At 67.7% G+C, this 22,058-nt stretch carries 20 protein-coding genes; 8 read left to right on the top strand and 12 right to left on the bottom strand.

Translation table 11 applies throughout. The annotated features are described in order from the left end of the window. Positions 1 to 48 precede the first annotated feature (48 nt). From era to AC1MFL_RS18515, 4 genes are read right to left on the bottom strand one after another with little or no spacing between them, the layout of a single operon-like run. Entirely contained in the window at positions 49 to 1,008 is a 960-nt protein-coding gene (gene era, locus AC1MFL_RS18530; protein ID WP_479811830.1) for a GTPase Era, read from the bottom strand. Next, positions 992 to 2,323 (bottom strand): hemolysin family protein, encoded by a 1,332-nt coding sequence (locus AC1MFL_RS18525; protein WP_479811828.1) that lies wholly within the window; start codon positions 2,321 to 2,323, stop codon positions 992 to 994. Before AC1MFL_RS18525 ends, era begins: the two co-directional genes overlap by 17 nt. Beyond that, on the bottom strand, positions 2,320 to 2,793 hold the full coding sequence (gene ybeY, locus AC1MFL_RS18520) for an rRNA maturation RNase YbeY (RefSeq protein ID WP_479811826.1): 474 nt from the start codon (positions 2,791 to 2,793) through the stop codon (positions 2,320 to 2,322). Before ybeY ends, AC1MFL_RS18525 begins: the two co-directional genes overlap by 4 nt. Then, a complete protein-coding gene (locus AC1MFL_RS18515; protein ID WP_226761836.1) occupies positions 2,790 to 3,878 on the bottom strand; it encodes a PhoH family protein in 1,089 nt (362 codons plus the stop codon). The genes ybeY and AC1MFL_RS18515 overlap by 4 nt, the downstream gene beginning before the upstream one ends. Positions 3,879 to 4,311: 433 nt before the next feature. Here AC1MFL_RS18515 and AC1MFL_RS18510 point away from each other — a divergent pair, with 433 nt between their 5' ends. Beyond that, positions 4,312 to 5,187 (top strand): GerMN domain-containing protein, encoded by an 876-nt coding sequence (locus AC1MFL_RS18510; protein WP_479811824.1) that lies wholly within the window; start codon positions 4,312 to 4,314, stop codon positions 5,185 to 5,187. Positions 5,188 to 5,254: 67 nt separating this feature from the next. On the opposite strand, the gene AC1MFL_RS18505 is transcribed toward AC1MFL_RS18510, so the two are convergent. The 3 genes from AC1MFL_RS18505 to hrcA all read right to left on the bottom strand — a co-directional run bounded on the left by AC1MFL_RS18505 (position 5,255) and on the right by hrcA (position 8,280). After that, positions 5,255 to 6,031: a 16S rRNA (uracil(1498)-N(3))-methyltransferase gene (locus AC1MFL_RS18505; protein WP_479811822.1), complete on the bottom strand. Its 777-nt coding sequence runs from the start codon at positions 6,029 to 6,031 to the stop codon at positions 5,255 to 5,257. 2 nt (positions 6,032 to 6,033) lie between these two features. After that, on the bottom strand, positions 6,034 to 7,161 hold the full coding sequence (gene dnaJ / locus AC1MFL_RS18500; protein WP_301227580.1) for a molecular chaperone DnaJ: 1,128 nt from the start codon (positions 7,159 to 7,161) through the stop codon (positions 6,034 to 6,036). Positions 7,162 to 7,266: 105 nt separating this feature from the next. Next, entirely contained in the window at positions 7,267 to 8,280 is a 1,014-nt protein-coding gene (gene hrcA / locus AC1MFL_RS18495; protein ID WP_301227578.1) for a heat-inducible transcriptional repressor HrcA, read from the bottom strand. 215 nt (positions 8,281 to 8,495) lie between these two features. Between hrcA and AC1MFL_RS18490 the strand changes: the two genes are divergently transcribed. The 4 genes from AC1MFL_RS18490 (at position 8,496) to AC1MFL_RS18475 (ending at position 11,412) form a co-directional block, all read left to right on the top strand. Further along, positions 8,496 to 9,344, top strand: a complete 849-nt coding sequence (locus tag AC1MFL_RS18490; RefSeq protein ID WP_479811819.1) for a DUF3097 domain-containing protein — start codon at positions 8,496 to 8,498, stop codon at positions 9,342 to 9,344. A 144-nt stretch (positions 9,345 to 9,488) separates the two neighbouring features. Beyond that, the gene (locus tag AC1MFL_RS18485) at positions 9,489 to 9,908 is read left to right on the top strand and encodes a DUF4870 domain-containing protein (protein WP_226761841.1); all 420 of its coding nucleotides are present in this window, start codon (positions 9,489 to 9,491) and stop codon (positions 9,906 to 9,908) included. 72 nt (positions 9,909 to 9,980) lie between these two features. After that, entirely contained in the window at positions 9,981 to 10,223 is a 243-nt protein-coding gene (locus AC1MFL_RS18480; protein ID WP_479811817.1) for a hypothetical protein, read from the top strand. Positions 10,224 to 10,338: 115 nt separating this feature from the next. Further along, positions 10,339 to 11,412, top strand: a complete 1,074-nt coding sequence (locus tag AC1MFL_RS18475; RefSeq protein WP_479811815.1) for a DNA polymerase IV — start codon at positions 10,339 to 10,341, stop codon at positions 11,410 to 11,412. Between the two features lie 359 nt (positions 11,413 to 11,771). Here the strand turns inward: AC1MFL_RS18475 and AC1MFL_RS18470 are convergent, their stop codons facing one another. Beyond that, positions 11,772 to 12,437 (bottom strand): dihydrofolate reductase family protein, encoded by a 666-nt coding sequence (locus AC1MFL_RS18470; RefSeq protein ID WP_479811813.1) that lies wholly within the window; start codon positions 12,435 to 12,437, stop codon positions 11,772 to 11,774. A 386-nt stretch (positions 12,438 to 12,823) separates the two neighbouring features. Here AC1MFL_RS18470 and AC1MFL_RS18465 point away from each other — a divergent pair, with 386 nt between their 5' ends. After that, positions 12,824 to 14,467, top strand: coding sequence for an HNH endonuclease signature motif containing protein (locus tag AC1MFL_RS18465; protein WP_479811811.1), 1,644 nt, complete (start codon positions 12,824 to 12,826; stop codon positions 14,465 to 14,467). A 50-nt stretch (positions 14,468 to 14,517) separates the two neighbouring features. Here AC1MFL_RS18465 and hemW read toward each other — a convergent pair whose 3' ends face one another. Further along, positions 14,518 to 15,756 (bottom strand): radical SAM family heme chaperone HemW, encoded by a 1,239-nt coding sequence (gene hemW, locus AC1MFL_RS18460; protein WP_479811809.1) that lies wholly within the window; start codon positions 15,754 to 15,756, stop codon positions 14,518 to 14,520. A 42-nt stretch (positions 15,757 to 15,798) separates the two neighbouring features. Continuing rightward, on the bottom strand, positions 15,799 to 17,652 hold the full coding sequence (gene lepA, locus AC1MFL_RS18455; protein ID WP_479811807.1) for a translation elongation factor 4: 1,854 nt from the start codon (positions 17,650 to 17,652) through the stop codon (positions 15,799 to 15,801). Between the two features lie 287 nt (positions 17,653 to 17,939). Here lepA and AC1MFL_RS18450 point away from each other — a divergent pair, with 287 nt between their 5' ends. Both AC1MFL_RS18450 and rpsT read left to right on the top strand, forming a co-directional pair. Beyond that, positions 17,940 to 18,551, top strand: a complete 612-nt coding sequence (locus AC1MFL_RS18450) for a type II toxin-antitoxin system PemK/MazF family toxin (protein WP_479811805.1) — start codon at positions 17,940 to 17,942, stop codon at positions 18,549 to 18,551. Positions 18,552 to 18,725: 174 nt separating this feature from the next. Beyond that, positions 18,726 to 18,986 (top strand): 30S ribosomal protein S20, encoded by a 261-nt coding sequence (gene rpsT, locus AC1MFL_RS18445; protein WP_310049613.1) that lies wholly within the window; start codon positions 18,726 to 18,728, stop codon positions 18,984 to 18,986. A 99-nt stretch (positions 18,987 to 19,085) separates the two neighbouring features. Here the strand turns inward: rpsT and holA are convergent, their stop codons facing one another. Next, entirely contained in the window at positions 19,086 to 20,099 is a 1,014-nt protein-coding gene (gene holA, locus AC1MFL_RS18440; protein ID WP_226761849.1) for a DNA polymerase III subunit delta, read from the bottom strand. Next, a complete protein-coding gene (locus AC1MFL_RS18435) occupies positions 20,033 to 22,048 on the bottom strand; it encodes a ComEC/Rec2 family competence protein (RefSeq protein WP_479811803.1) in 2,016 nt (671 codons plus the stop codon). Before AC1MFL_RS18435 ends, holA begins: the two co-directional genes overlap by 67 nt. Between the last annotated feature and the right edge of the window lie 10 nt (positions 22,049 to 22,058).

Here is a 22,058-nt window from a genome sequence, read left to right as displayed (position 1 = left end):
GGCGCCCCATCGGAGCGCCGCGGGCGCCGCCTGCGGCTGGCGGCGGGCCTAGAAGCCGAGCTTCACAAGCTGTTTCGGGTCACGCTGCCAGTCCTTGGCGACCTTCACGTGCAGGTCCAGGTAGATGCGGGCGCCGAGCAGCGCCTCGATCGCCTTGCGGGCGGTGGTGCCGACGTCGCGGAGCCGGGCGCCGCCCTTGCCGATGATGATGGCCTTCTGTGAGGGGCGTTCCACGTACAGGTTGACCCGGACGTCGAGGAAGGGCCGGTCCTCGGGCCGGCCTTCCCGCGGAACAATCTCATCGACGACGACCGCGAGGGAGTGCGGCAGCTCGTCGCGGACGCCTTCGAGGGCCGCCTCCCGGATGAGCTCGGCGATCATGATGGCTTCCGGCTCGTCCGTGAGGTGACCGTCCGGGTACAGCGGCGGCGACGGCGGCATGTGGCCGATCAGCACGTCGGCGAGGGTCCCGACCTGGAACCCGTCGGTGGCGGAGACCGGGACGATGTCCTTCCAGCCCTCCTCGCCGAGGACCTCGCGGCCCAGGGTGTCGACGGCGAGCAGCTGCTCGGTGAGGGCCTGCCGGTCCACCGTGTCGGACTTCGTCACGATGGCGATGATCGGCTTGTTGCCGAGGGCGGCGAGCTGGGCGGCGATGAACTTGTCGCCCGGGCCGATCTTCTCGTTGGCCGGCAGGCAGAAGCCGATCGCGTCGACCTCCGCGAGGGTGTCGGCGACGAGTTCGTTCAGCCGCTTCCCCAGCAGGGTGCGCGGACGGTGCAGCCCCGGGGTGTCCACCAGGATCAGCTGCGCGTCGTCCCGGTGCACGATGCCGCGGATGGTGTGGCGCGTGGTCTGCGGCTTGGCCGAGGTGATCGCGACCTTCTGCCCGACCAGGGCGTTGGTCAGGGTGGATTTGCCGGCGTTGGGCCGCCCAACCAGCACCGCGAAACCTGCCCGGTAGCCGCCGTAGGCCGCTTCGCCGTCGGACTTATTCTGCTTGCTCACGTGAGACTCCCTGTTGGATTGGTGCGGCCTCGTCGAGAAGGTCTTCAAGGTCAGTTTCTTCTTTTGGTACGGCGGCCGCAATGATGTGGCTGACGCGGTTCCGCCGGCCCTCGAGCCGGTCGGCGCGGAGGGACAGCCCGTGGACCTCGACGGTGCTGCCGACGATCGGCACCCGGCCGAGGGCCTTGGCGAGCAGGCCGCCCACGGTGTCCACTTCGTCGTCGTCGAGCTCCAGGTCGAAGAGTTCGCCGAGGTCATCGATGCTCATCCGCGCGCTGACCCGGTAGCTTCCGTCACCGAGTTCCACCGCCTCCGCGCTTTCGGTGTCGTACTCGTCGACGATCTCGCCGACGATTTCCTCGATCAGGTCCTCGAGCGTGACGAGCCCGGCGGTGCCGCCGTACTCGTCGATCACGATGGCGACATGGGTCGATTCCTTCTGCAGTTCACGCAGCAGTTCGCTCACCGGTTTGGAGTCCGGCACGTAGCGCACCTCGCGGGCGAGTTCGTCAACGACCGGGGGCTCCTCGCCGGGGCCGAGGTTGTGGATGGCCGCTGCGACGTCCTTGAGGTAGACGATGCCGAGGACCTGGTCCGTGTTCTCGCCGATGACGGGGATCCGGGAATAGCCCGAGCGCAGGAACAGCGACATCGCCCGGTGCAGGCTTGATCCCGAGTCGATGCTGAGGATGTCGGTCCGCGGCACCATGACCGAGCGGACCAGGGTGTCACCGAAGTCGAAGACCGACTGGATCAGCTCGGCCTCGTTGTCCTCGATCACGTCCGACTCCGTGGCGCGGTCCACGAGTTCCCGGAATTCCTCTTCGCTGAAGAAGGCCTCGTTGTCGGCCGGGGCGCCGGGGGCCACGGCGCTGCCCACGTTGACGAGCCAGCCGGGAATCGGTCCCAGCACCCAGTACAGCCAGCGGATCAGCGGGGCGCTGAAGCGGACCAGGCCGGCCGGATGCACCCGGCCGATCTGCCGCGGGGACACGCCAACGATCACGAAGCCGAGCAGCGCCATGATTCCGGTGGCGATCAGCCCCGAGATCCAGACGTTGTCAAGCAGACTGGTCAGCAGCACCGTCACGGCGACGGCGGAGGCCATTTCGAACCAGATGCGCCAAAAGCGAAGGGACCGCATGTGCGCCACGGGCTGGGCCATGATGCGCTTGAGCGCGTTGCCGCGGCTGTGCAGGATCGCGGCTTCGGCATCATGCCGCGACAGATAGTTGAAAGCTGATTCAGCCGCAGTCAGGAAAGCGGCAAAGCCAAGAAACACCAGCGCCATGCCGGCAAGGATCAGTGGCGTCACTGAATCGTCTCGGACGGGGCGTCCCGGCCGGTGAAGGCTGAGAGAAGTTCGCGCTGCAGGCCGAACATCTCCTCCCTCTCCTCCGGCTCGGCGTGGTCGAAGCCGAGCAGGTGCAGGATGCCGTGGGTGGTGAGCAGCAACATTTCGTCCTGGGTGGAATGGCCGGCATTGATAGCCTGGACCTCCGCGACCTGCGGGCAGATGGCGATGTCACCGAGCATGCCCTGGGGTGTGGGTTTGTCCGGGGTGCCCGGCGTCAGCTCGTCCATGGGCACCGAGAGCACGTCGGTGGAGCCGGGCTCGTCCATCAGCTCGAGGTGCAGCTTCTCCATGGCCGGCTCGTCCACGAGCAGGATCGACAGCTCGGCCTGCGGGTGGATGAAGAGCCGCTCGAAAATGAACCGGGAGAGCTGCACCAGCTGGGCCTCATCGACCGTGACGCCGGATTCGTTGTTGACCTCGATGCTCATGCGTGCTCTCCCCGCTTGTCGCGGGCCACGGAATGCTTGACCCGGTTCCGCTGGATCTCGTCCCAGACGCTGTAGGCGTTGACGATGTCGCCCACCAGGCGGTGCCGGACGACGTCGGAGGCGTCCAGGATGGTGAAGTTGACGTCCTCGATGCCCTGCAGGATGTCCTCCACGATCCGCAGGCCCGACCGGGTCCCGAAGGGCAGGTCCACCTGCGTGACGTCGCCGGTGACCACCATCTTGGAGCCGAAGCCCAGACGGGTGAGGAACATCTTCATCTGCTCCGGCGTGGTGTTCTGGGCCTCGTCCAGGATGATGAAGGCGTCGTTGAGTGTGCGCCCGCGCATGTAGGCCAGCGGGGCGACCTCAATGGTGCCGGCGGCGATCAGCCGCGGGATGGATTCGGGGTCCATCATTTCATGCAGCGCGTCATAGAGCGGGCGCAGGTACGGGTCGATCTTGTCGCTGAGGGTGCCGGGCAGGAATCCCAGCCGCTCCCCCGCCTCGACGGCGGGACGGGTCAGGATGATCCGTGTGACTTCCTTTTGCTGCAGGGCCTGGACGGCCTTGGCCATCGCCAGGTACGTCTTGCCGGTGCCGGCCGGCCCGATCCCGAAGATCACCGTGTTGTCGTCAATCGCGTCCACGTAGTTCTTCTGGTTCAGCGTCTTCGGCCGGATGGTCTTGCCGCGGCTCGAAAGGATGTTGTGGGTGAGCACCTCGACCGGGTTCTGCAGCGACTGGCTCCGGAGCATGGACACGAGCTGCTGCAGGACGGCGGGAGTGATGATGGTGCCCCGGGCGACGAGGCCCCGGACCTCGTTGAGCAGGCGCATGATCCGCGGCACGTCCGCAGCCGGCCCGCTGATGGCGAGCTCGTTGCCGCGGACATGGAAGTCGACGGACGGGAACTGGGTCTCGATGAAACGCAGTGCTTCGTCATGACTGCCGAGGGACTGGACCATCTGGTCGGAGCTGTCGAACAGGACTACCTCCGTCCGCAGCCCTGGTAGGGAGTGGGGGAATTCCCCTGCGGAGCGCTCTCCGGCGCTGATCCGGGCCTTGCCGTTCGCTGCTTCAGTCATGGTGTTGGCCCGCGGGCCTCTGGTCCCCTCCAGTCAAGGAAATGGTCTGTCCCGTGATCCGGCCCGACGGCGGTGCTCGCCTTCTGGTTCCGGTTGTCAGCGGGTCCTCTTATCCTACGCCAGTGGAGGCCTCCGCACGCCGCGCTGCCGGCGGCCCTTTGACCCCCCACATGACGGGATTCCCGCATTTAGGTATCAACTTCGTATCGGCCTCATATCGTTCCCGTTGCAGTTCCGGTCTGCCGGCTGAATCCACCCTTTGGCGCAGGGGCCGTGTGCCATGCTGGAAATCGGACGTTGGCATGGGATTTCCAGCCAGCCGGCACACAGTTGGGCCAGAGGAAAACCAAGCTGAAAGGGCAGCGCAATCAGGCACCGCAGGGTTGACCAGATCACAGCAGGCAGGCGGCTACGTCCGGCCCTGCTGCTTCTGATGCTGCCCGCCGCGCTGACACTCTCCGGCTGCGTGGCCACTCCCCAGCCCGGCATCACGGACGCCGGCTCTCCTTCGCAGGTCCTGTCCGCCCAGGCGCCGACCACGAGCGCGCCGTTGGAAACCACGCAGGCGTCCAACAAGGCTCCGGTCTACTGGATCGGGCGAAGCAACGACAAAACGTTTCTTTACCGGGAGTTCCGTGATGTTCCGGAACAGGACAACCCGGTCACGAGGGCGCTCCGCGTCATGATGTCCCAGAAACCCCTTGACCCGGATTTCTTCACTCCGTGGCAGAACCCGAAAAAGCTGGCGAGCTCCATTTCGGGCAAGAACGTCATCACGGTGGACCTCTCGGCGGACGCTTTCAACAGCAACGTCGATCCTGCCATGGCCGAGCGCGCGGTCCAGCAGCTCGTCTACACCGCCACGGCGGCAGCTGCCAGCGCGGGACTGATCGACTCCGGCCAGCAGATCCAGGTGGTGGTGCTGGTGGACGGGCATACCGACTTTGTTGCCTTCAACCACGTCCGCCTCGGTTCCCCGACCGCACGCAGCGCCGGGATGGTCGCCCCGGTGTGGATCATTGATCCGCAGGAAGGGACTTCGGTGGCGGACGGCGCGGTCAAGATCTCCGGCCGGAGCACCGCCGCGGGCGGCAAGCTTCGGTGGGAGGTCCTGCGCACCGACGGCAGCGCCAAGACCTCGTACCTGAACGGGACGATGACCGCCTCGGCTGAGGCCGGACAATCGGGTGCCTTCAGCCTGTCGGTCAATCTGGCGCCGGGCAACTACGAGGTGCGGGTTTCCCAGTTTGAGGACGGCAACCCGGCCGAGGATTTGAACGTCGACACCCGCGGGTTCACGGTTAAGTAACCGGCTAAGTAACCGGCTGGCTGGCTGGCCGGCTCGCTTCGCAGCTGCCGGGCCGGCGCGGCAGCCGCTACCAGCGGCCCAGGATGTCGCTGGCGAGGACCGTTGCCGCCGGACCGGCCGTGGAAGAGCGCAGCACGTGGTTCCCCAGCAGGGCCGTCACTGCACCGGCGTCGCAGAGCCTGGTGACTTCCCGGGGGCTGATGCCCCCCTCGGGGCCCACGATCAGCAGCACCTCGCGTCCCCCGTCTGCTTCACCGGCCGGCAGGGCACCCCGCCAGGCCTCCAGCACCTGCCGCAGTGGCCGCACGGCGTCCTCGTGCAGGATGACGGCGAGATCGGCAGCGGCCACTGCCGCCTGCAGCCCGGCGCCGTCAACGGCCGGGCGGACCTCCGGGATCCAGGCCCGGCGCGCCTGCTTGGCGGCGGCCGTGACGACGGACTGCCACTTGGCGTGGGCCTTGGCCGCGCGCTCCGCCTTCCAGCGGACAATCGACCGTTCCGCCTGCCAGGGCACGACGGCGTCGATCCCCAGTTCCGTGGCGGTTTCGGCGGCGAGTTCGTCCCGGTCCCCTTTCGCGAGGGCCTGGACCAGGACGAGCCGGACCCCGGGCCGGGGCTCCTCGGAAAGCCCGGAGCATTCCACCGTCAGTTCGTTGGGCGCGACGGCGGTTATGGTGCCGGTCAGCCTCTTGCCGGCACCGTCGGCGATGTCCACACCCTCCCCCACGGCGAGGCGCTTGACCGTGACCGCGTGGCGGGCCTCGGGTCCGTCAAGGACGAAGACGTCACCGGGAGCCAGCCCGTCCAGGCTGCCGGGGGAAGCGAAGAAGACCGGGTTGCTCACCGCTACAGGTTACCGAGCCGGTCCCGAAGCTTCGAGAAGACCCCGCCGCTCGCGGCGAGTTTGCCCTCCGTGAACTGTTCGCCGCGCAGCTTCGCGAGCTGGCGGAGCAGGTCCTCCTGGGCTGCGTCGAGCTTGGCGGGGGTGTCCACCTGCAGGTGGACCTTGAGGTCGCCGCGGCCGTAGCCGCGCAGGTGGGTGACGCCCAGACCGCGGAGGGTGATGACCTCGCCGGACTGCGTGCCGGCCTTGACATCGATCTCCTGCCGGCCGTCGAAGGTTTCGAGGGTGACCTCGGTACCCAGTGCGGCGGCCGTCATGGGGATGTTGAGGCTGGCGTGCAGGTCATCGCCGTCGCGGACGTAGGTGGCGTCGCTGTTGACCCGGATCTCCACATAAAGGTCGCCCGCGGGTCCGCCGGCGGGTCCGGCCTCGCCCTGGCCGGAGAGCTGGATGCGGGTGCCGGTGGCGACGCCGGCGGGAACCTTAACCGTCAGGGAACGCCGGCTGCGGATCCGGCCCTGTCCGGCGCATTCGTTGCAGGGATCCTTGATGACGGTGCCGAAGCCACCGCAGGAACCGCAGGGGGCCGCCGTCATGACCTGGCCGAGGATGGAGCGCACGGCGCGCTGGACCTGGCCGCTGCCGCCGCAGATGTCGCAACGTTCCGGGTGGCTGCCTTCCTGGCAGCAGGAGCCCTCGCAGGTGGGGCAGGTGACGGCCGTGTCGACTTCGAGTTTCTTGTTGACCCCGAAGACGGCGTCGCGCAACTCGATCCGGACGCTGATCAGGGCGTCCTGGCCGCGGCGGACCCGGGAGGCCGGGCCGGACTGGCCGCCGGCGCCGAAGAACGTGTCGAAAATATCCTGGAACGCGAAGCCCTGGCCGGCGTAGCTGCCGCCGCCGAAGCCGTTGTCGGTGCCGTTTTCGTTGCCCGTGGTGTCGTAGATCCGCCGCTTCTGCGGATCGGACAGCACCTCGTAAGCGTGCGTGACCGCCTTGAAACGGTCCGAGGCGTCATCCCCGGGATTGACATCCGGGTGCAGGTTCCGTGCCAGTTTGCGGTAGGCCTTCTTGATCTCTTCGCCCGTGGCTTCACGGGAGACTCCAAGAACGTCGTAGTGGCTGCTCAAAGTTTGTATCTCTTCCTGGTTGTACTGCCGGTTAGGGGCAAGAAGTCATTTGGGGGTGGGCGTGCGGTGCTTAGCTGCCGGTGCCGGACGGTTGGCCGCGGTCCGTCACGGGCCCAGAATCCTGGACAGGTAACGGGCCACTGCCCGGACGGCGGCCATGGTGGTCGGATAGTCCATCCGGGTAGGGCCGAGGACACCGACTTTCGCGGTGGCGTCCGGTCCGTAGCCGGTCGCGACCACCGAGGCCTCCGCGAGCCCGTCGTACGGGTTCTCCCGGCCGATGCTGACCGTCACGCCCCGCGGGTCCGCGGCCATGTCGCCCAGCAGGCGGAGCATGACCACCTGCTCCTCGAGGGCTTCCAGGACCGGGCCGATGCTCAGCGGGAAGTCCACGTTGGAGCGGGCCAGGTTCGCGGTGCCGGCCATGACCATACGCTCCTCGCGGCTGCTGGCGGCCAGCGCTTCCAGGCCGCGGGCCAGCGCCTGGGCGTCGGCGCGCCGGGCCGGCGGGCAGGTGGCAAGGACAGACTTCAGCGATTGCCCCAGCAGGTTCAGGGGTGTCCCGGAGAGGCCGCCGAGGAACCGCGTCCGCAGATCGGACAGCGCTTCCTCGGGAAGGTCCTGTCCCACGTCAATGACCCGCTGTTCCACCTTGCCGGTGTCCGCAATCAGCACCGCGAGCACCTTGCGCGGCGCCAGCAGGACGAATTCGATGTGCCGCACCCTGGCCCGGCTGAGGTGGGGATACTGCACGACGGCAACCTGGTGGGTCAGCTGCGACAGCAGCCGGACCGTCCTGTCCAGGACGTCGTCGAGATCGTCGGAGCCCTCCAGCAGGGCCTGGATGGCGCGGCGTTCCGCCGGTGAGAGCGGCTTGACCGCCGAAATCTGGTCCACGAAGAGCCGGTAGCCCTTGTCGGTGGGAATACGCCCGGCGCTGGTATGCGGCGCCGTAATGAGGCCCTCATCTTCCAGGGCCGCCATGTCGTTGCGGATCGTGGCGCTGGACACGCCAAGGTGGTGCCGCTCGACAAGGGCCTTGGAGCCGACGGGTTCCCGCGAATGGACGTAGTCCTCCACGATGGCGCGCAGCACTTCAAGTTTGCGCGGTTCGCTCACGTTCCACCTCCATTCGACTGTCCGCATCCGATGCCGCCATTCGCCGGCCGCTCCGGATACGCTTTTATTAGCACTCGACATGCCTAAGTGCTAACCAGTCTAATATGAGTCGCCGCGTTGTTAGCATTGGATTCGCTCCAGGCGTTCTTCCCGGGGCTGGTGTTTTCGGGCACAGCCCGCCGCAGCAATCCGAGTGCAAAGCAGTGTGTAAACCGATGTCGTACCAGAACTGGGGCCCGCAGGACCTGTCCGCCCCTGCCAAGGCCCAACTGCCCGAGGTGCCCGTGGAGCGCGGAATGGTGCTCGAGGATGTGCAGTCCGGCTGGGTCGGTGCTGTCACCCGGGTGGAGAAGTCCGGCGGCATGCACGTCGTCGCCCTGGAGGACCGCCGCGGCAAGTCCCGGTCCTTCCGGCTCGGCTTCGGTTTCCTGCTGGAGGGACAGCCGATCCGGCTGATGCCGCCAGCGCCCCGGGCCGCCGCGGCGGCCGCAGGAACACGCACCGCCTCCGGTTCCGTCCGGGTGGAGGGCCAGCGCGCGCAGGTCGCCAAAGCAAGCCGGATCTGGGTGGAAGGCAAACACGACGCCGAACTCGTCGAGAGGGTCTGGGGTGACGATCTCCGGGTGGAGGGCATCGTCGTCGAGCCGCTGCACGGCATTGACGACCTCGCCGGCGCTGTGGCCGCCTTCCGGCCCGGCCCCGGGCGCCGGCTCGGCGTGCTGGTGGACCACCTCGTGCCGGATTCCAAGGAGTCCCGGATTGCCCGGGCCGTGATGGCCTCCCCCGGGGCCGCCGGGAACGTGCTGATCGTGGGCCACCCCTACGTTGACGTCTGGCAGGCGATCCGGCCCGCCGTGCTGGGAATCGAGAAGTGGCCGGTCATCCCCCGTGGCATGGACTGGAAGACCGGCATCCTGACGGCGTTCGGCTGGCCGCACAGCACCAAGGAGGACATCGGCCTGGGCTGGCAGAAGCTCCTGGGTGCGGTGCGCAGCTATGCGGATCTGGAGCCCTCCCTGCTGGGGCGGGTGGAAGAGGTCATCGACTTCCTGACCGTTCCCTGAGGCGGGCATCCGCGGTCCGCCCGCCAGCGGGCCGATCCCTCATTCCGCGCCCGAGCAAGTATTCTTGGTACGGCGGCTGTGCTCCAGGCGCAGCCCTGGCAATTCCAGGCACCAACGCACCAGCGCAATCCGAAGGACGACACCGTGGCAGATGACGCACGCGAACACACTGGCAACCAGGCCGGCCATGGCCAGCCTCCGTACCACGGCGTTCCCGCAAATGCACTGCCGCTGACAGCAAACGAGGACCGGCAGTGGGCCACGCTGGCACACTTCGGCGGTATCCTGGGCTGCGTTCCGTCGCTGCTGATTTACCTGATCTTCAAGGACCGCGGCCCGTTCACGGCGCAGGAGTCCAAGGAAGCCCTCAATTTCACGCTGCCGCCCACGATTGCGGCCCTGCTGTGCAACCTGCTGGTCTTCGTGCCGGTGGTGGGCAACATCTTCGCCGTCCTGGCCACGGTCATCTGGATTGCCGTGACGTGCTTCTCGGTGGCGGCAGGCATCCACGTCAACCGCGGCCAGCCGCACCGCTACGAGTTCAACCTTCGCTGGATCAAGTAGGACGGCGCGAGCCGGGACGCCGCCGGTGAGCGGGTCCGCTTCCGAGCCAGGAAGTCGTCTATTGTTGCGAAAATGGTCATTCTTGCTGTAGCCGCTTGGGTCCTGACGGTCGTGATCGCACTACTTGGTGTGAGCGCCGGTTCCACCATCTGGTTCTACATGGAGCCGGTGGCCGATACAGTGCCTGATCCGGCAAGCTTCTACGTCGCCGCTGCGGCCGGCCTCATGGCGCTGTTCCTTAGCTTCGTGCTCAGCGTCGGCGTGACTGTCCAGGCAGTCCGGTGCCACGCAGGCCGAAACGCCCGCTCCGCCTGAGTACATCCATCGCGCTTCCGGGGGTTCAACGAAGGTCAGCAGAGGCTGCATGCCCGGCGGCCCATCCCGGTGGAGAGCCGGTGCTTGCAGCGGTGGTTTAGGGCAGACTGGTGGCGTGAACGGAATCCGGTGGGTGCTGCATGTCGATCTCGACCAGTTCATCGCGGCGGTCGAGGTGCTCCGGCGGCCGGAGCTTGCGGGCAGGCCGATCATTGTCGGCGGTCGGGGCGGCCCCATGGAACGGGCTGTGGTTTCGACCGCATCCTACGAAGCCAGGGCGTTCGGTGTGGGTTCCGGAATGCCTTTACGCATTGCGGCCCGGAAAGTGCCCGACGCTGTGATCCTTCCCGTCGATCAGGAGGCTTACCTCGCGGCGTCCGAAACAGTTATGGCTACCCTGCGCGCGCAGCCCGGCGCCACCGTGCAGGTGCTGGGTTGGGATGAGGCTTTTGTAGGCATTGAGACAGAGAATCCGGAAGCCTACGCCCGGCAGGTGCACGCCGCTGTCCTGGAGCGGACGCAGTTGCACTGCAGCGTGGGCATCGGCGACACCCTCGTCCGGGCCAAGGTCGCCACCGGGTTCGGCAAGCCGGCCGGCGTCTTCCGTCTCACGGCCGGGAACTGGCTCGACGTCATGGGCAGCCGGCCCACCAGGGAACTGTGGGGCGTCGGAACCAAGGTGTCGGCCCGGCTGGCCAAACTCGGCATCAAAACAGTCGCCGAGCTCGCCGCGGCCGACCCCCGGGACCTGGTCCCTGAGTTCGGCCCCAGGATGGGTCCTTGGTACGCGAAACTCGGACGCGGGGACGGCGCCAGCGTTGTGGAGGCCACCCCGTGGGTTGCCCGCGGGCACAGCCGGGAGACCACCTTCCTGCGGGACCTGACCGAGCCCGCCCAGGTGGACGACGCCGTGCGGGAGTTGACGGCGCGTGTCGTTGAGGATGTTGTGGCCGAAGGACGGCCCGTGGTGGGGCTGACCCTCAAGGTCCGGTACGCACCGTTCGTCACCACAACCCACGGGCGGAAGATTCCCGAGACATCCGACCGGAACGAAATCCTCGCGCAGGCCTTGGACCTCGCCGCCGGAATCGATGCGGGCCGTCCCATCCGACTCCTGGGCGTGCGCGCCGAAATGGCAATGCCCGACGATGCCCGAAAGGGACATACGCCGACGCGTGGCGGCTGGTGACGGCGTCGGTCGTCTTAAACGTCCTCGTAGGAAGCACCCCTCAGGAACTCAGGAACTCAGGGATGAGAGGGAAGGAATTCTGGGACCCAGCGCTACTGACCCTGTCCGCGGCCGCCTACGTCCGGGTGACGTTCTTCTTTTTCCCGAACCCCTTGACGCCCGCCGGACAGGCCTTTAAGAACGGCCAGAATACTCACGGCCGATCCTGGAGCGCTATGGTTTGCTGACCGATCCGGGAACGGCCGTTGGACTTCTGCACCCACTCCAGCGACAGTGACTTCCCGACTTTGTCAGCATTGAAGACTAATCAGCCAATGGCCATCAAGAACATTTCTATGGGGTTCCCCCCACTGTGGCAGCTAGACGGCTCGGTTGTGTCGGGCGAAGGTCAGGTGGATGACACCGCTGGGTGAGGGTGCTGCCTCGATGTGGAAACGTTGCTCGAGTCCTTCGAGGCCGTCCCAGAGTCGTTCGCCACGTCCGAGAAAGATCGGGATAAGAACGATGTGCATCTGGTCGATCAGGTCGGCATCGAGGAACCGGCGGATCGTGGTGACGCCGCCGCCGATTCGCACGTCGAGGCCGCCGGCGAGGTCGCGTGCCTGTTCGAGCGCCTCGGCGGGTTCGGCGTCCACAAAGTGGAAGGTAGTGCCGCCGTTCATAGTCAGTGGCGGGCGTGAATGGTGGGTGAGGACGATCACCGGGGTGTGGAATGGCGGGTTGTTGCCCCACCAGCCCTGCCACTCCTCGTCGGCCCACGGGCCGCGCTGAGGCCCGAACTTGTTGCGGCCCATGATCTCCACCCCAATGCCGGAGGCCCATCGGCTTGCGAAGGTTTCGTCTATGCCGCTGGAACCATCCTCCTCCTCGCCGTGGAGCCCCATCTGCTTGAAAGTGTGCGTCGGAAGAGCCCACTCGACCAGGCGCATCCCGGCGTGCCCGAAAGGTGCGTCCAGCTCCTGCCCCTCACCAGTACCGAATCCGTCGAGCGAGACGGAGAAGTTGTGAACGCGAACGAGTGACATCGGGCTCCTTGGTCATGGTCGGGCGTTGGAGGCGGCACGCGAAACGGTCAGCCTCAACCGCTTGCAGTCTGCACCCGCTGCGCCGACCGTAGCGCAGGCAGCTGGTTACCTGCAAGCAGTCCGGGGAGATGCGTGGTGCTGGAGCCGCAGTCGAACTTATGCCCGCTCATCCACCTTTGAGGTGTTTGGTGACCGGTGAAGCCTCCTGGTGCAGCGTGATGTGATGCTTGGCGGCCGCGGCTATTTACGTCAGTTCCAGGCCGGGTCGGAACAACGGATCGCCTCGAAAATCCCCGTTGACGGCCTCAGCAGGCTCGCCGACGCCGGACTGCTAACCCGTGACGATGCCTCATCTTTTTGTCGGAGCCCAGATTTACGCTTGGGGTATGGAAAGAAGCACATCCTGGAGTGGGGAGAGTAGGGCGGCCGTGGCGGCTGTCGCCGCGTCCACGGCTGCGCTTGCTGCGTTCATCGGGGCGGGCGCGGACGGCCCGAAGCCGCGGGACACGGATCCGTTCCGGGGCATCGATCCGTTGCGGGATCTGGCCGATGATTGCCTGGATGCGTTGGCGGGGGTGGCGCGGCTGGAGGCGGGGACGGCGGCGTTGAAGGTGCGGCTGGCCGCGGACTATGTGCGGGCCGCCCGGCTCCTGACGCCCCCGTCGTTGCTGGACTCCGTCCAGGAGATGGCCGTGACCGCGGAGGTCGCCGGTGTCCTGACCGTCAGCGAACGGACCGCGGACGCGTTCCTGGGCGACTGCCAGGCACTGACCACGTCACTGCCGCTGACCCTGGCGGCACTGCAGGCCGGGACCATCTCCTGGCAGCACGCCCGGATCATGGTCGATGAAACCACCAACCTGGACCCGGCCGGGGCGGCGGGGCTGGAAGCGCACTTCCTGGACCCTGACGCACCGAACCCGGCCCGGGGGTGCCCGGTAGGGGAGCTTGTCCCGGGACGGTTCCGGGCCAAAACACGTGCCTGGCGGGAACGCCACCACCCCGTCAGCATCGAACACCGCCATACCAAGGGTGCCGCGGACCGGCGGGTCGAGTTCCGCCCGGACCGGGACGGGATGGCCTGGTTCTCCGCGTACCTGCCGGCGGATACCGCCGCGGGGATCTGGGACCGGACCACCGCGGCCGCCCGGGCCCTGCAGGGCCCGGACGAGGCCCGCACCCTGGCCCAGCTGCGCGCCGACATCGCCGCGACCCTGCTTCTCGCCGGCACCGGGCTGGGCGGGGACACGGGGGCCGGGCGCGGGGGTGTTCCGGTGCCGCGGGCGCAGGTCCTGATCACTGTCCCGGTCCTGTCCCTGCTGGGTGTCACCGGGGAACCGGCGGTCCTGGACGGGTACGGGCCGATCCCGCCCTCGATGGCCCGGCGCCTCATCGCGGACGGTGCAGGGTCGTTCTACCGGGTCCTGACCGACCCGCGGGACGGGGCCCCGATGGAAATCGGCCGGACCCGCTACCGCCTCACCAAAGCCCAGCGCCGGTGGCTGCGCCTGCGCGACGGGAAGTGCCCGTTCCCGGGCTGCAACAACGCCTCCCTGGATAACGACGCGGACCACCTCCTGGCCTGGGCCGACGGAGGGACCACCGGGATCTCCAACCTCGGCCAGCCCTGCCCCAGACACCACAGACTCAAACACGGCTCGGCGTGGACACCCTCCGGGGCCAGCAAAGACAAACCACCGGGGTGGACCTCACCCTCGGGACGGTACTACCCCAGCGAAGAACAGGACTGGGAACCACCCCACTGGCCACCTCACTGGCCACCCGGCCTCCTGACCACACCCACCGACGCGAACACGGACACGAACACGTTCACGTTCCCGGACCTGGATGCGGACGCGGACGCGGACCAGGCACTCCCCGAAGACCCCTTCCCGGACTGGCACCTCTTCACGGCCGCACACGGATTCCCCGCCGCTGAACCGGAAGATCCGGTATACCCGGAGGACCTTTACTGGCCAGAGCCACTCGAGGACGCCTACCCCGAATCCTTCCTGCGCCACTGCGCCTGAACAAATCGTGCGAGCCGCGTCAGACAGGGCAGACAAACGTCGAGAGCTCTCTAGTCCGGCAGCACCCTGCGGACCACGGCGTCGGCGAGCAACCGGCCTTTGAGCGTCAGAACGAGGCGGCCGTGGAAGGCGGACGCGGGGTCCACGAGTCCGTCGGCGATGAGTCCGGCGACGGCGTGACGGCCGGTGTCACCCAGTCCCCCCAGGCTGGCGATCTCCAGCCCGGAGTTGAGGCGGGCTTCCAGCATGACGCGCTCGACGTTGCGGGTCTCGGAATCGAGGGTTTCCCGTCCGGCGGCAGGCGACAGCCCGGAAACCAGGCGGTTGGCATAGGCAGTGGGGTGCTTGACGTTCCACCAGCGCACGCCGCCCACGTGCGAGTGTGCGCCGGGGCCGATCCCCCACCAGTCGTCCCCGCGCCAGTAGGCGAGGTTGTGGCGGCAGGCCTGCTCCGGGGTGCGGGACCAGTTGCTGACCTCGTACCAGGAAAGCCCGGCGGCTGAGATGAGCTCGTCGGCGAGTTCATATTTGGCCGCGTGGTCGTCGTCGTCGATTCCCGGCACTTCGCCGCGGCGGATCTGCGCGGCGAGCTTGGTGCCCTCCTCGACGATCAGCGCGTAGGCGCTGATGTGGTCAGGCCCGTAGGACAACGCCGTTTCCAGCGAGTAGCGCCAGTCGGACAGCGACTCGCCCGGCGTTCCGTAGATCAGGTCGAGACTGACGGCGAGGCCCGCTTCCCGGGCCCATCGGACGGCCTCGGGCACCCGGCTGGGGGTGTGGGTCCGGTCCAGTACCTTCAGGACATGCGGCACCGCGGACTGCATGCCAAAGGACACACGCGTGAAACCGGCGTCGGAGAGCAACTGCAGGGATTCGGGCGTAACCGAGTCCGGGTTCGCTTCCGTGGTGACCTCGGCGCCGGGCTCGAGGCCCCACGCACTGACGGCGGCGGTGAGGATGCGGGCCAGGTCTTGCGCCGGGAGCAGCGTCGGCGTTCCGCCGCCGAAGAACACCGTGCTGAGCGGCCGGGCCGGCAGGCCACTGTTTCTCAGGACCGCGGCAGCGAAGTTGACTTCGGCGACGGCGGTACTGGCGTAGGCGTCCTGGGAGGCACCGCCGCCAAGCTCCGTGGCGGTGTAGGTGTTGAAGTCACAGTAGCCGCAGCGCACGGCGCAGAACGGGATGTGCACGTAGAGCCCGAAGGCCCGGGCCGCGGCGCCGTCGAGCGCTTGGCCGGGCAGCAGCCCGTCCGGCGGCGCCGGGTCGCCCAGCGGAAGGGCGCTAGGCACGGGCCCCGCCTGCCTGCATGGGGACAGTCATCACCAGCACCGCTACTTCTTGGCCTTGTCCTTGGACTCGTCCGTGGTAAGGGCGGCGATGAACGCTTCCTGCGGGACCTCGACGCGGCCCACCATCTTCATGCGCTTCTTGCCTTCCTTCTGCTTCTCCAGCAGTTTGCGCTTCCGGGTGATGTCACCGCCGTAGCACTTGGCGAGCACGTCCTTGCGGATGGCCCGGATGCTTTCCCGGGCGATGATCCTCGAGCCGATGGCGGCCTGGATGGGCACCTCGAACTGCTGCCGCGGAATGAGTTCGCGCAGCTTGCCGGTCATCATGACACCGTAGGCGTAGGCCTTGTCACGGTGTGTAATGGCGGAGAAGGCATCAACCTGTTCGCCCTGGAGCATGATGTCGACCTTGACGAGGTCGGCGACCTGGTCGCCGTCGGCCTTCCAGTCCAGCGAGCCGTAGCCGCGGGTCTTGGACTTGAGGATGTCGAAGAAGTCGAAGACGATCTCGGCCAGCGGCAGGCGGTAGCGGATTTCCACCCGGTCCTCGGAGAGGTAGTCCATGCCGCCCATCACGCCGCGCCGGCTCTGGCACAGCTCCATAATGGCGCCGACAAACTCGTTCGGCGCCAGGATGGTGGCGGCGACCATCGGTTCGCGGACTTCCGCGATTTTGCCGGTGGGGTATTCGCTGGGGTTCGTGACGTGGACGACCCTCTTGTCCTCCAAGGTCACTTCGTATTCCACGTTGGGCGCGGTGGAGATCAGGTCCAGGTTGTATTCGCGTTCGAGCCGCTCACGGGTGATTTCCAGGTGCAGCAGGCCCAGGAAACCGACGCGGAAGCCGAATCCCAGTGCGGCGGACGTCTCCGGTTCGTACACCAGCGCGGCGTCGTTGAGCATCAGCTTCTCGAGCGCATCGCGGAGCACCGGGTAGTCCGTGCCGTCCAGCGGGTAGAGGCCGGAGAAGACCATGGGCTTGGCATCGGCGTAGCCGGGGAGCGATTCGGTGGCGGGTTTTGCCAGGTTGGTGACGGTGTCGCCGACCTTGGACAGGCGGACATCCTTCACGCCGGTGATGAGGTAGCCCACCTCCCCGACGCCGAGGCCCTTGGAGGGGGTGGGCTCCGGGGAGCTCACGCCGATCTCGAGGAGTTCGTGGGTGGCGCGGGTGGACATCATCTGGATGCGTTCGCGGGGGTGCAGCATGCCGTCGACCACGCGGACGTAGGTGACCACGCCGCGGTAGGTGTCGTAGACCGAATCGAAGATCATGGCGCGGGCCGGGGCGTTGGGGTCGCCCTTGGGGGCTGGAAGGTCGCGGACGATCTTGTCGAGCAGGACCTCGACGCCCATGCCGGTCTTGCCGGAGACGCGGAGCACCTCGTCGGGGTCGCCGCCGATCAGGTTGGCGAGTTCCGCCGCGTACTTCTCGGGCTGGGCCGCCGGGAGGTCGATCTTGTTCAGGACCGGGATGATCGTGAGGTTGTTTTCCATCGCCAGGTAGAGGTTGGCGAGGGTCTGGGCCTCGATGCCCTGGGCCGCGTCCACGAGCAATATCGCGCCTTCGCAGGCCGCGAGCGAGCGGGAGACCTCGTAGGTGAAGTCAACGTGTCCGGGCGTGTCGATCATGTTCAGCGCATAGCTGATGCCGTCGAGCTCCCAGGGCATACGGACGGCCTGGGACTTGATGGTGATGCCGCGTTCGCGCTCAATGTCCATGCGGTCCAGGTACTGGGCCTTCATGTCACGGGACTGGACAACGCCGGTGTACTGGAGCATCCGGTCGGCCAGTGTGGACTTGCCGTGGTCAATGTGCGCAATGATGCAGAAGTTCCGGATGATGGCCGGATCTGTTGCCGCGGGCACCGGGGCGGTGCGGGCCATGGGAGACACGCAGGGTCCTTACTGTTGGCAATACTGTTGGCTTTTCCAGAGATCGGCGCGGCGGCTGGTTTCCCAGCCTGCGACGTGCCGCATCCCTGAACCTCTAGTCTCCCACGTCCGGGCCGGTGGAATTGCATCCCCGCCCTCCGTTGCGGTCTTGGTTTCCCGCCGCGATCCTCCCCGACGGTTCCTCCCCGCAAGGCCTGACCGCGGACCGACCCCCTCCCGGCCGGCAGCCGGCCCGCAGCCGGCCGCCTGGGCCGGCTGCCGGGGCCGGCTGCCGGTAGTGTTTCCCCATGGCTTGGAACTTACGCTCGATCGGCAATGCAATCCGCAGCACCTTGCGCTTCCTGGAGGGGCGACCCGGCTCCGCGCCCGGCAGCTCCCGCACGGCCGGGCCGGCCGGCACTAAGGGCAAGTCCGGAACGAGGGCGAAGTCCCGGCGGACCGGCACGACGACCGGCGGACGCCCGGGCGCCGGGCAGCGCGCCACCGCCGGCCTGACCGGCGTCTATCCCGGCGACTTCCGCGGAGCGGCCAAAGTCACCTACGCACCCTCCCCCAACGGCCGCCCCGAGCCGGGCGAAGTCGTATGGACCTGGGTGCCTTATGAAGAGGACCACTCGCGCGGCAAGGACCGCCCGGTGCTACTGGTGGGCAACAGCGGCCGCTTTCTGCTCGGCCTCATGCTGACCAGCAAGGACCACGACGGCGACCCGCGCCGGGCAGACGACTACGTAGACATAGGCACCGGGCCCTGGGACGGGCAGGGGCGCCCGAGCGAAGCGAAAATGGACCGCATCCTCCAGATCAACCCGCAGGATGTCCGTCGCGAGGGCGCCATCCTCGACGTCGGAAGCTTCAGCATCATCGCTGCCGGCCTGCAGTCCCGCCACGGCTGGCGCTGAACGGCCACAAAATCGTCACCCTGCCGGCGTCTCTGCTATTATTGGCAGCTGTGTGTCCGTGCAGGTCGACGGCCACATATGGTTGGTCGCCATAGGTATCCCCACGCCGCTCAGTCAATGGCCAATCTGAAAGCCCTCTAGACCATTTTCCGCATTGAAAAAGAGAGTTCACACGTGGCTAATATCAAGTCCCAGAAGAAGCGCATCCTCACCAACGAGAAGGCTCGCCTGCGCAACAACGCAGTCAAGTCCGAGCTGAAGACGGCCATCCGCGCTGTCAACACCGCCGTTGAGTCCACCGACAAGGATGCTGCGGCTGCCGCAATGCTTTCTGCCAGCCGCAAGCTGGACAAGGCTGTCAGCAAGGGCGTTCTCCACAAGAACAACGCTGCAAACCGCAAGTCGGCCATCTCCAAGAAGGTCAACGCGCTCTAAAGGTTTCCAGTTCAAGTGAACTGATGATTGTGGCCGGCACCCTCGGGTGCCGGCCACTTCCAGTTAAGCCGCAAACTCAGGCACACACAGCGGGCACACTCACCGCCGCACGGACGTCGCAATCACTGTCACGGCGTGTTCCACGGCGTAGACCGGATCCCGGGACAGGCCCTTGACCTGGGCATCCGCCTCGGCGGTCACCTGGATGGACCGGACGAGTCCCTCGGGAGTCCATCGCCGGACCTCCCGCTGCGCCTGCTCCACCAGCCAGGGCTGCATGCCCAGCTGCTTGGCAATCTGGGACGAGGATCCCTGGGCGCCGGCGACCTTGGCAAGGGTGCGGAGCTTCGAGGCAAGTGCAGCCACGAGCGGAACCGGGTCCGCACCCGTCGCGAGGGCGTGGCGCAGGGTGGAGAGCGCCAGTGGCGCATTCCCGGCCATTGCCGCATCGGCGACCTTGAAGGCAGTGGCTTCCACCCTGCCCCCGTAGTACCGGTCCACCATGGCGGAGTCCACTCCGGTGGCCGCGTCGGCGATCAATTGGCTGCACGCAGCCGCCAGTTCGGCCAGGTGGGCGCCCACGGCATTGACCAGGGCGTGCACGGCGTCGGGATCGATGCGCCTGGACGCGGCCTTGAACTCGGACGTCACGAAGGCAATCTTGTCCGCGTCCTTCTTCAACGGCTGGCAGTCCACCACCGGCCACCCGCCGGCCTTGACAGCGTCCAGCAACTTCTTGCCGCGCACGCCGCCGCTATGGCGGAGGACCAGCACAGCGTCAGGTTCGGGCCGGCTCAGGTACTTGAGCGCGTCGGCCAGGAAAGCATCGTTCATGCCCTCCAGGCCTTCCACCTCAATGAGCTTCTGTTCGCCGAAGAGAGACGGGCTGACGTTCATGGCGAGGGAGCCCGGCTCATAGTTGCCGGCATTCATCCTCGTGACTTCGACATCGGGAGCTGCAGCCCGGACCTGCACCCGGATGCGGTCCATTGCACGCGACCCCAGATAGTCTTCCGGTCCGCCGACCAGCACAACGGCAGCCGGGGTCACATCACGCCAGGTGGCGGTCTTCGATGCCGCGGGCCGGGCGCGTGGAGTCTGGGCAGCAGGCACTGAGGTTTCCTCCCGGAAGTTTGGTTGCAGGCTCTAAGCGTGCCACGCCCCGCGCGGTGCAACAAGCCGGACCCGTACCTTCCCCGTACAGCTCCCACACCGGCGGGGAACCCCGACGCAGCCCGCACGCCGGCGGGGAGCCGCGGCATCCGACCGAGCAGGGCAACCGTCCGCAGGTGCGCCGCCAGGACCAGCTCTACCGTCCGGGCGGGGTGGAAGACCAGCCAGCAGGCGGCGAAGCAGACGGCCGTGAACAGCGCCATCGTGCTGGCCCCGTATGCCCCTTCCGGCCATGGGAGGACTGCGCCAGGGAGCCCGGCGAAGAAGCGGGCGATTCCTCCCACCCCGCTGGCAAAGGCCGCAGCGATGCCCATCGGCGCGGCGGCGAGGACCGGGGCCAGCGGCACCAGCGGGACGGCCGCGGTCCCCAGCAACGTGACCGGGGCGACGAGCACCGCGGCGGCCATGTTTGCCGGCAGGGCATAGCTGGAGAACTGCGGCTGGAGCAGCACGATCAGCGGAGCGCAGAAGGCCTGGGCGGACAGCGGAACCGCCACCCCCGCGGCCACCCAGCGGGGCACGCCTGCCGGGAACCATGCCATGATCGGCCTCCCGGTCACGACGATGCCGATTGTCGCGAGCACGGACAGCAGGAATCCGAAGCTGGCGGACAGCTCCGGCTGGGCCAGCACCAATCCGATCACGGCAACGCACAGAAGACTCAGGCCCCGTCCGGTCCGGCCGCCGGACAGGGCGACGAGCCCGATGGCGCCCATTACGGCCGCGCGCAGGACACTGGGATCCGGGCCGACCATCAGAACGAACAGTCCCAGCCCAACGATGCCGAGGACGGCCGCCAACGCCCGAGTGAGCCGCAGGCTGCGCGCGGCCAGCAGCAGTGCGCCCAGGATGAGGCTGCAGTTGGCCCCGCTGACCGCGGTCAGGTGGGTCATCCCGACGGCCTTCATTGCCTCGTCCAGCCCGGGATCCAGCGAGCTGGTATCGCCGGTGACCATCCCCGGCAGGAGTCCCCGGGCGTCGCCCTCGAATTGCCCGGCGGCGGCGGCGAATCGGCCTCGAAGTTCGCCCGGACCCCGCTGCCAGAGCCCGGGCGCTCCGATGGTGTTCGGGGCGGAACTGGCCGAGAGGACAGCCGCTTCCGCCTGGCCCGGCGCGGAAGGGGCGAGTTTGCCGGTTGTCCTGATCCGCTGCCCGGGGGCTGCCTGTTCCCAGCCGGCGCCGCCCATAACCAGCAGCTTGGCGTGGTCCTGCACCCGGCGTGAACCCACGTTCATTTCGATCAGCGTCGCCGGTACCGCCCACCGGTCCGCGAGTCCGGAGCTGCCGGGCTTCCTGAGCCGCCGCGGCGCCCCCGTGATCTCCACCTCCACTGCGACGGCTGATTGGGCGGCGGCCGCTGCGGCCACCGCACCTTCGTGCCGCCGGGAGGAGTCGACGGCGGTGTGCCCGCCTGCTGCGGCGGCGAGGAGCAGTGCTGCGGCCATCGTCGCGAGGAAGCTTCGGCGGCCCTGTCCCCCGGGCGCCCGTGTCCCGGCGGCGGGCGCCCGTGTCCCGGCGCCGGACGGCCGTGCCCCTGCGCCGGACGAGGCCCGGAGCAGGAGCAACGCCGAAGCTGCCACGAGAAGAAGAAGCAGCGCTGCCAGCGCTCCGGGATCCAGGTAGTATCCGGCAGCGGCTGCCGCCCACACCAGCACGGCGGAGGGGACCAGCCGCACATCGGTCCTGCGCAGGATCACGTCCCGGGCTTCGGGGGCGCGCTGCGGAAGGGCGAACGACCGGAGCCGGCCAAGGAGCCGGGTCCCCCGGTGCTGCCCGACGGCGTGCCGGCGGTCTGCCACGTTCCGGGCGTCCGCCGCAGGGCCGGGAGGACCGGGCGTCCGGCCCACCGCGGCGTCGATGTAATGTTGCCAGTGGCTACGCCGTCCCATGGCCGGGCCC

The sequence above is a fragment of the Arthrobacter sp. BG3 genome (assembly GCF_056680185.1).
Note: the sequence above shows the minus strand (reverse complement) of the source record. Positions and strands in the feature narration are given on the sequence as shown.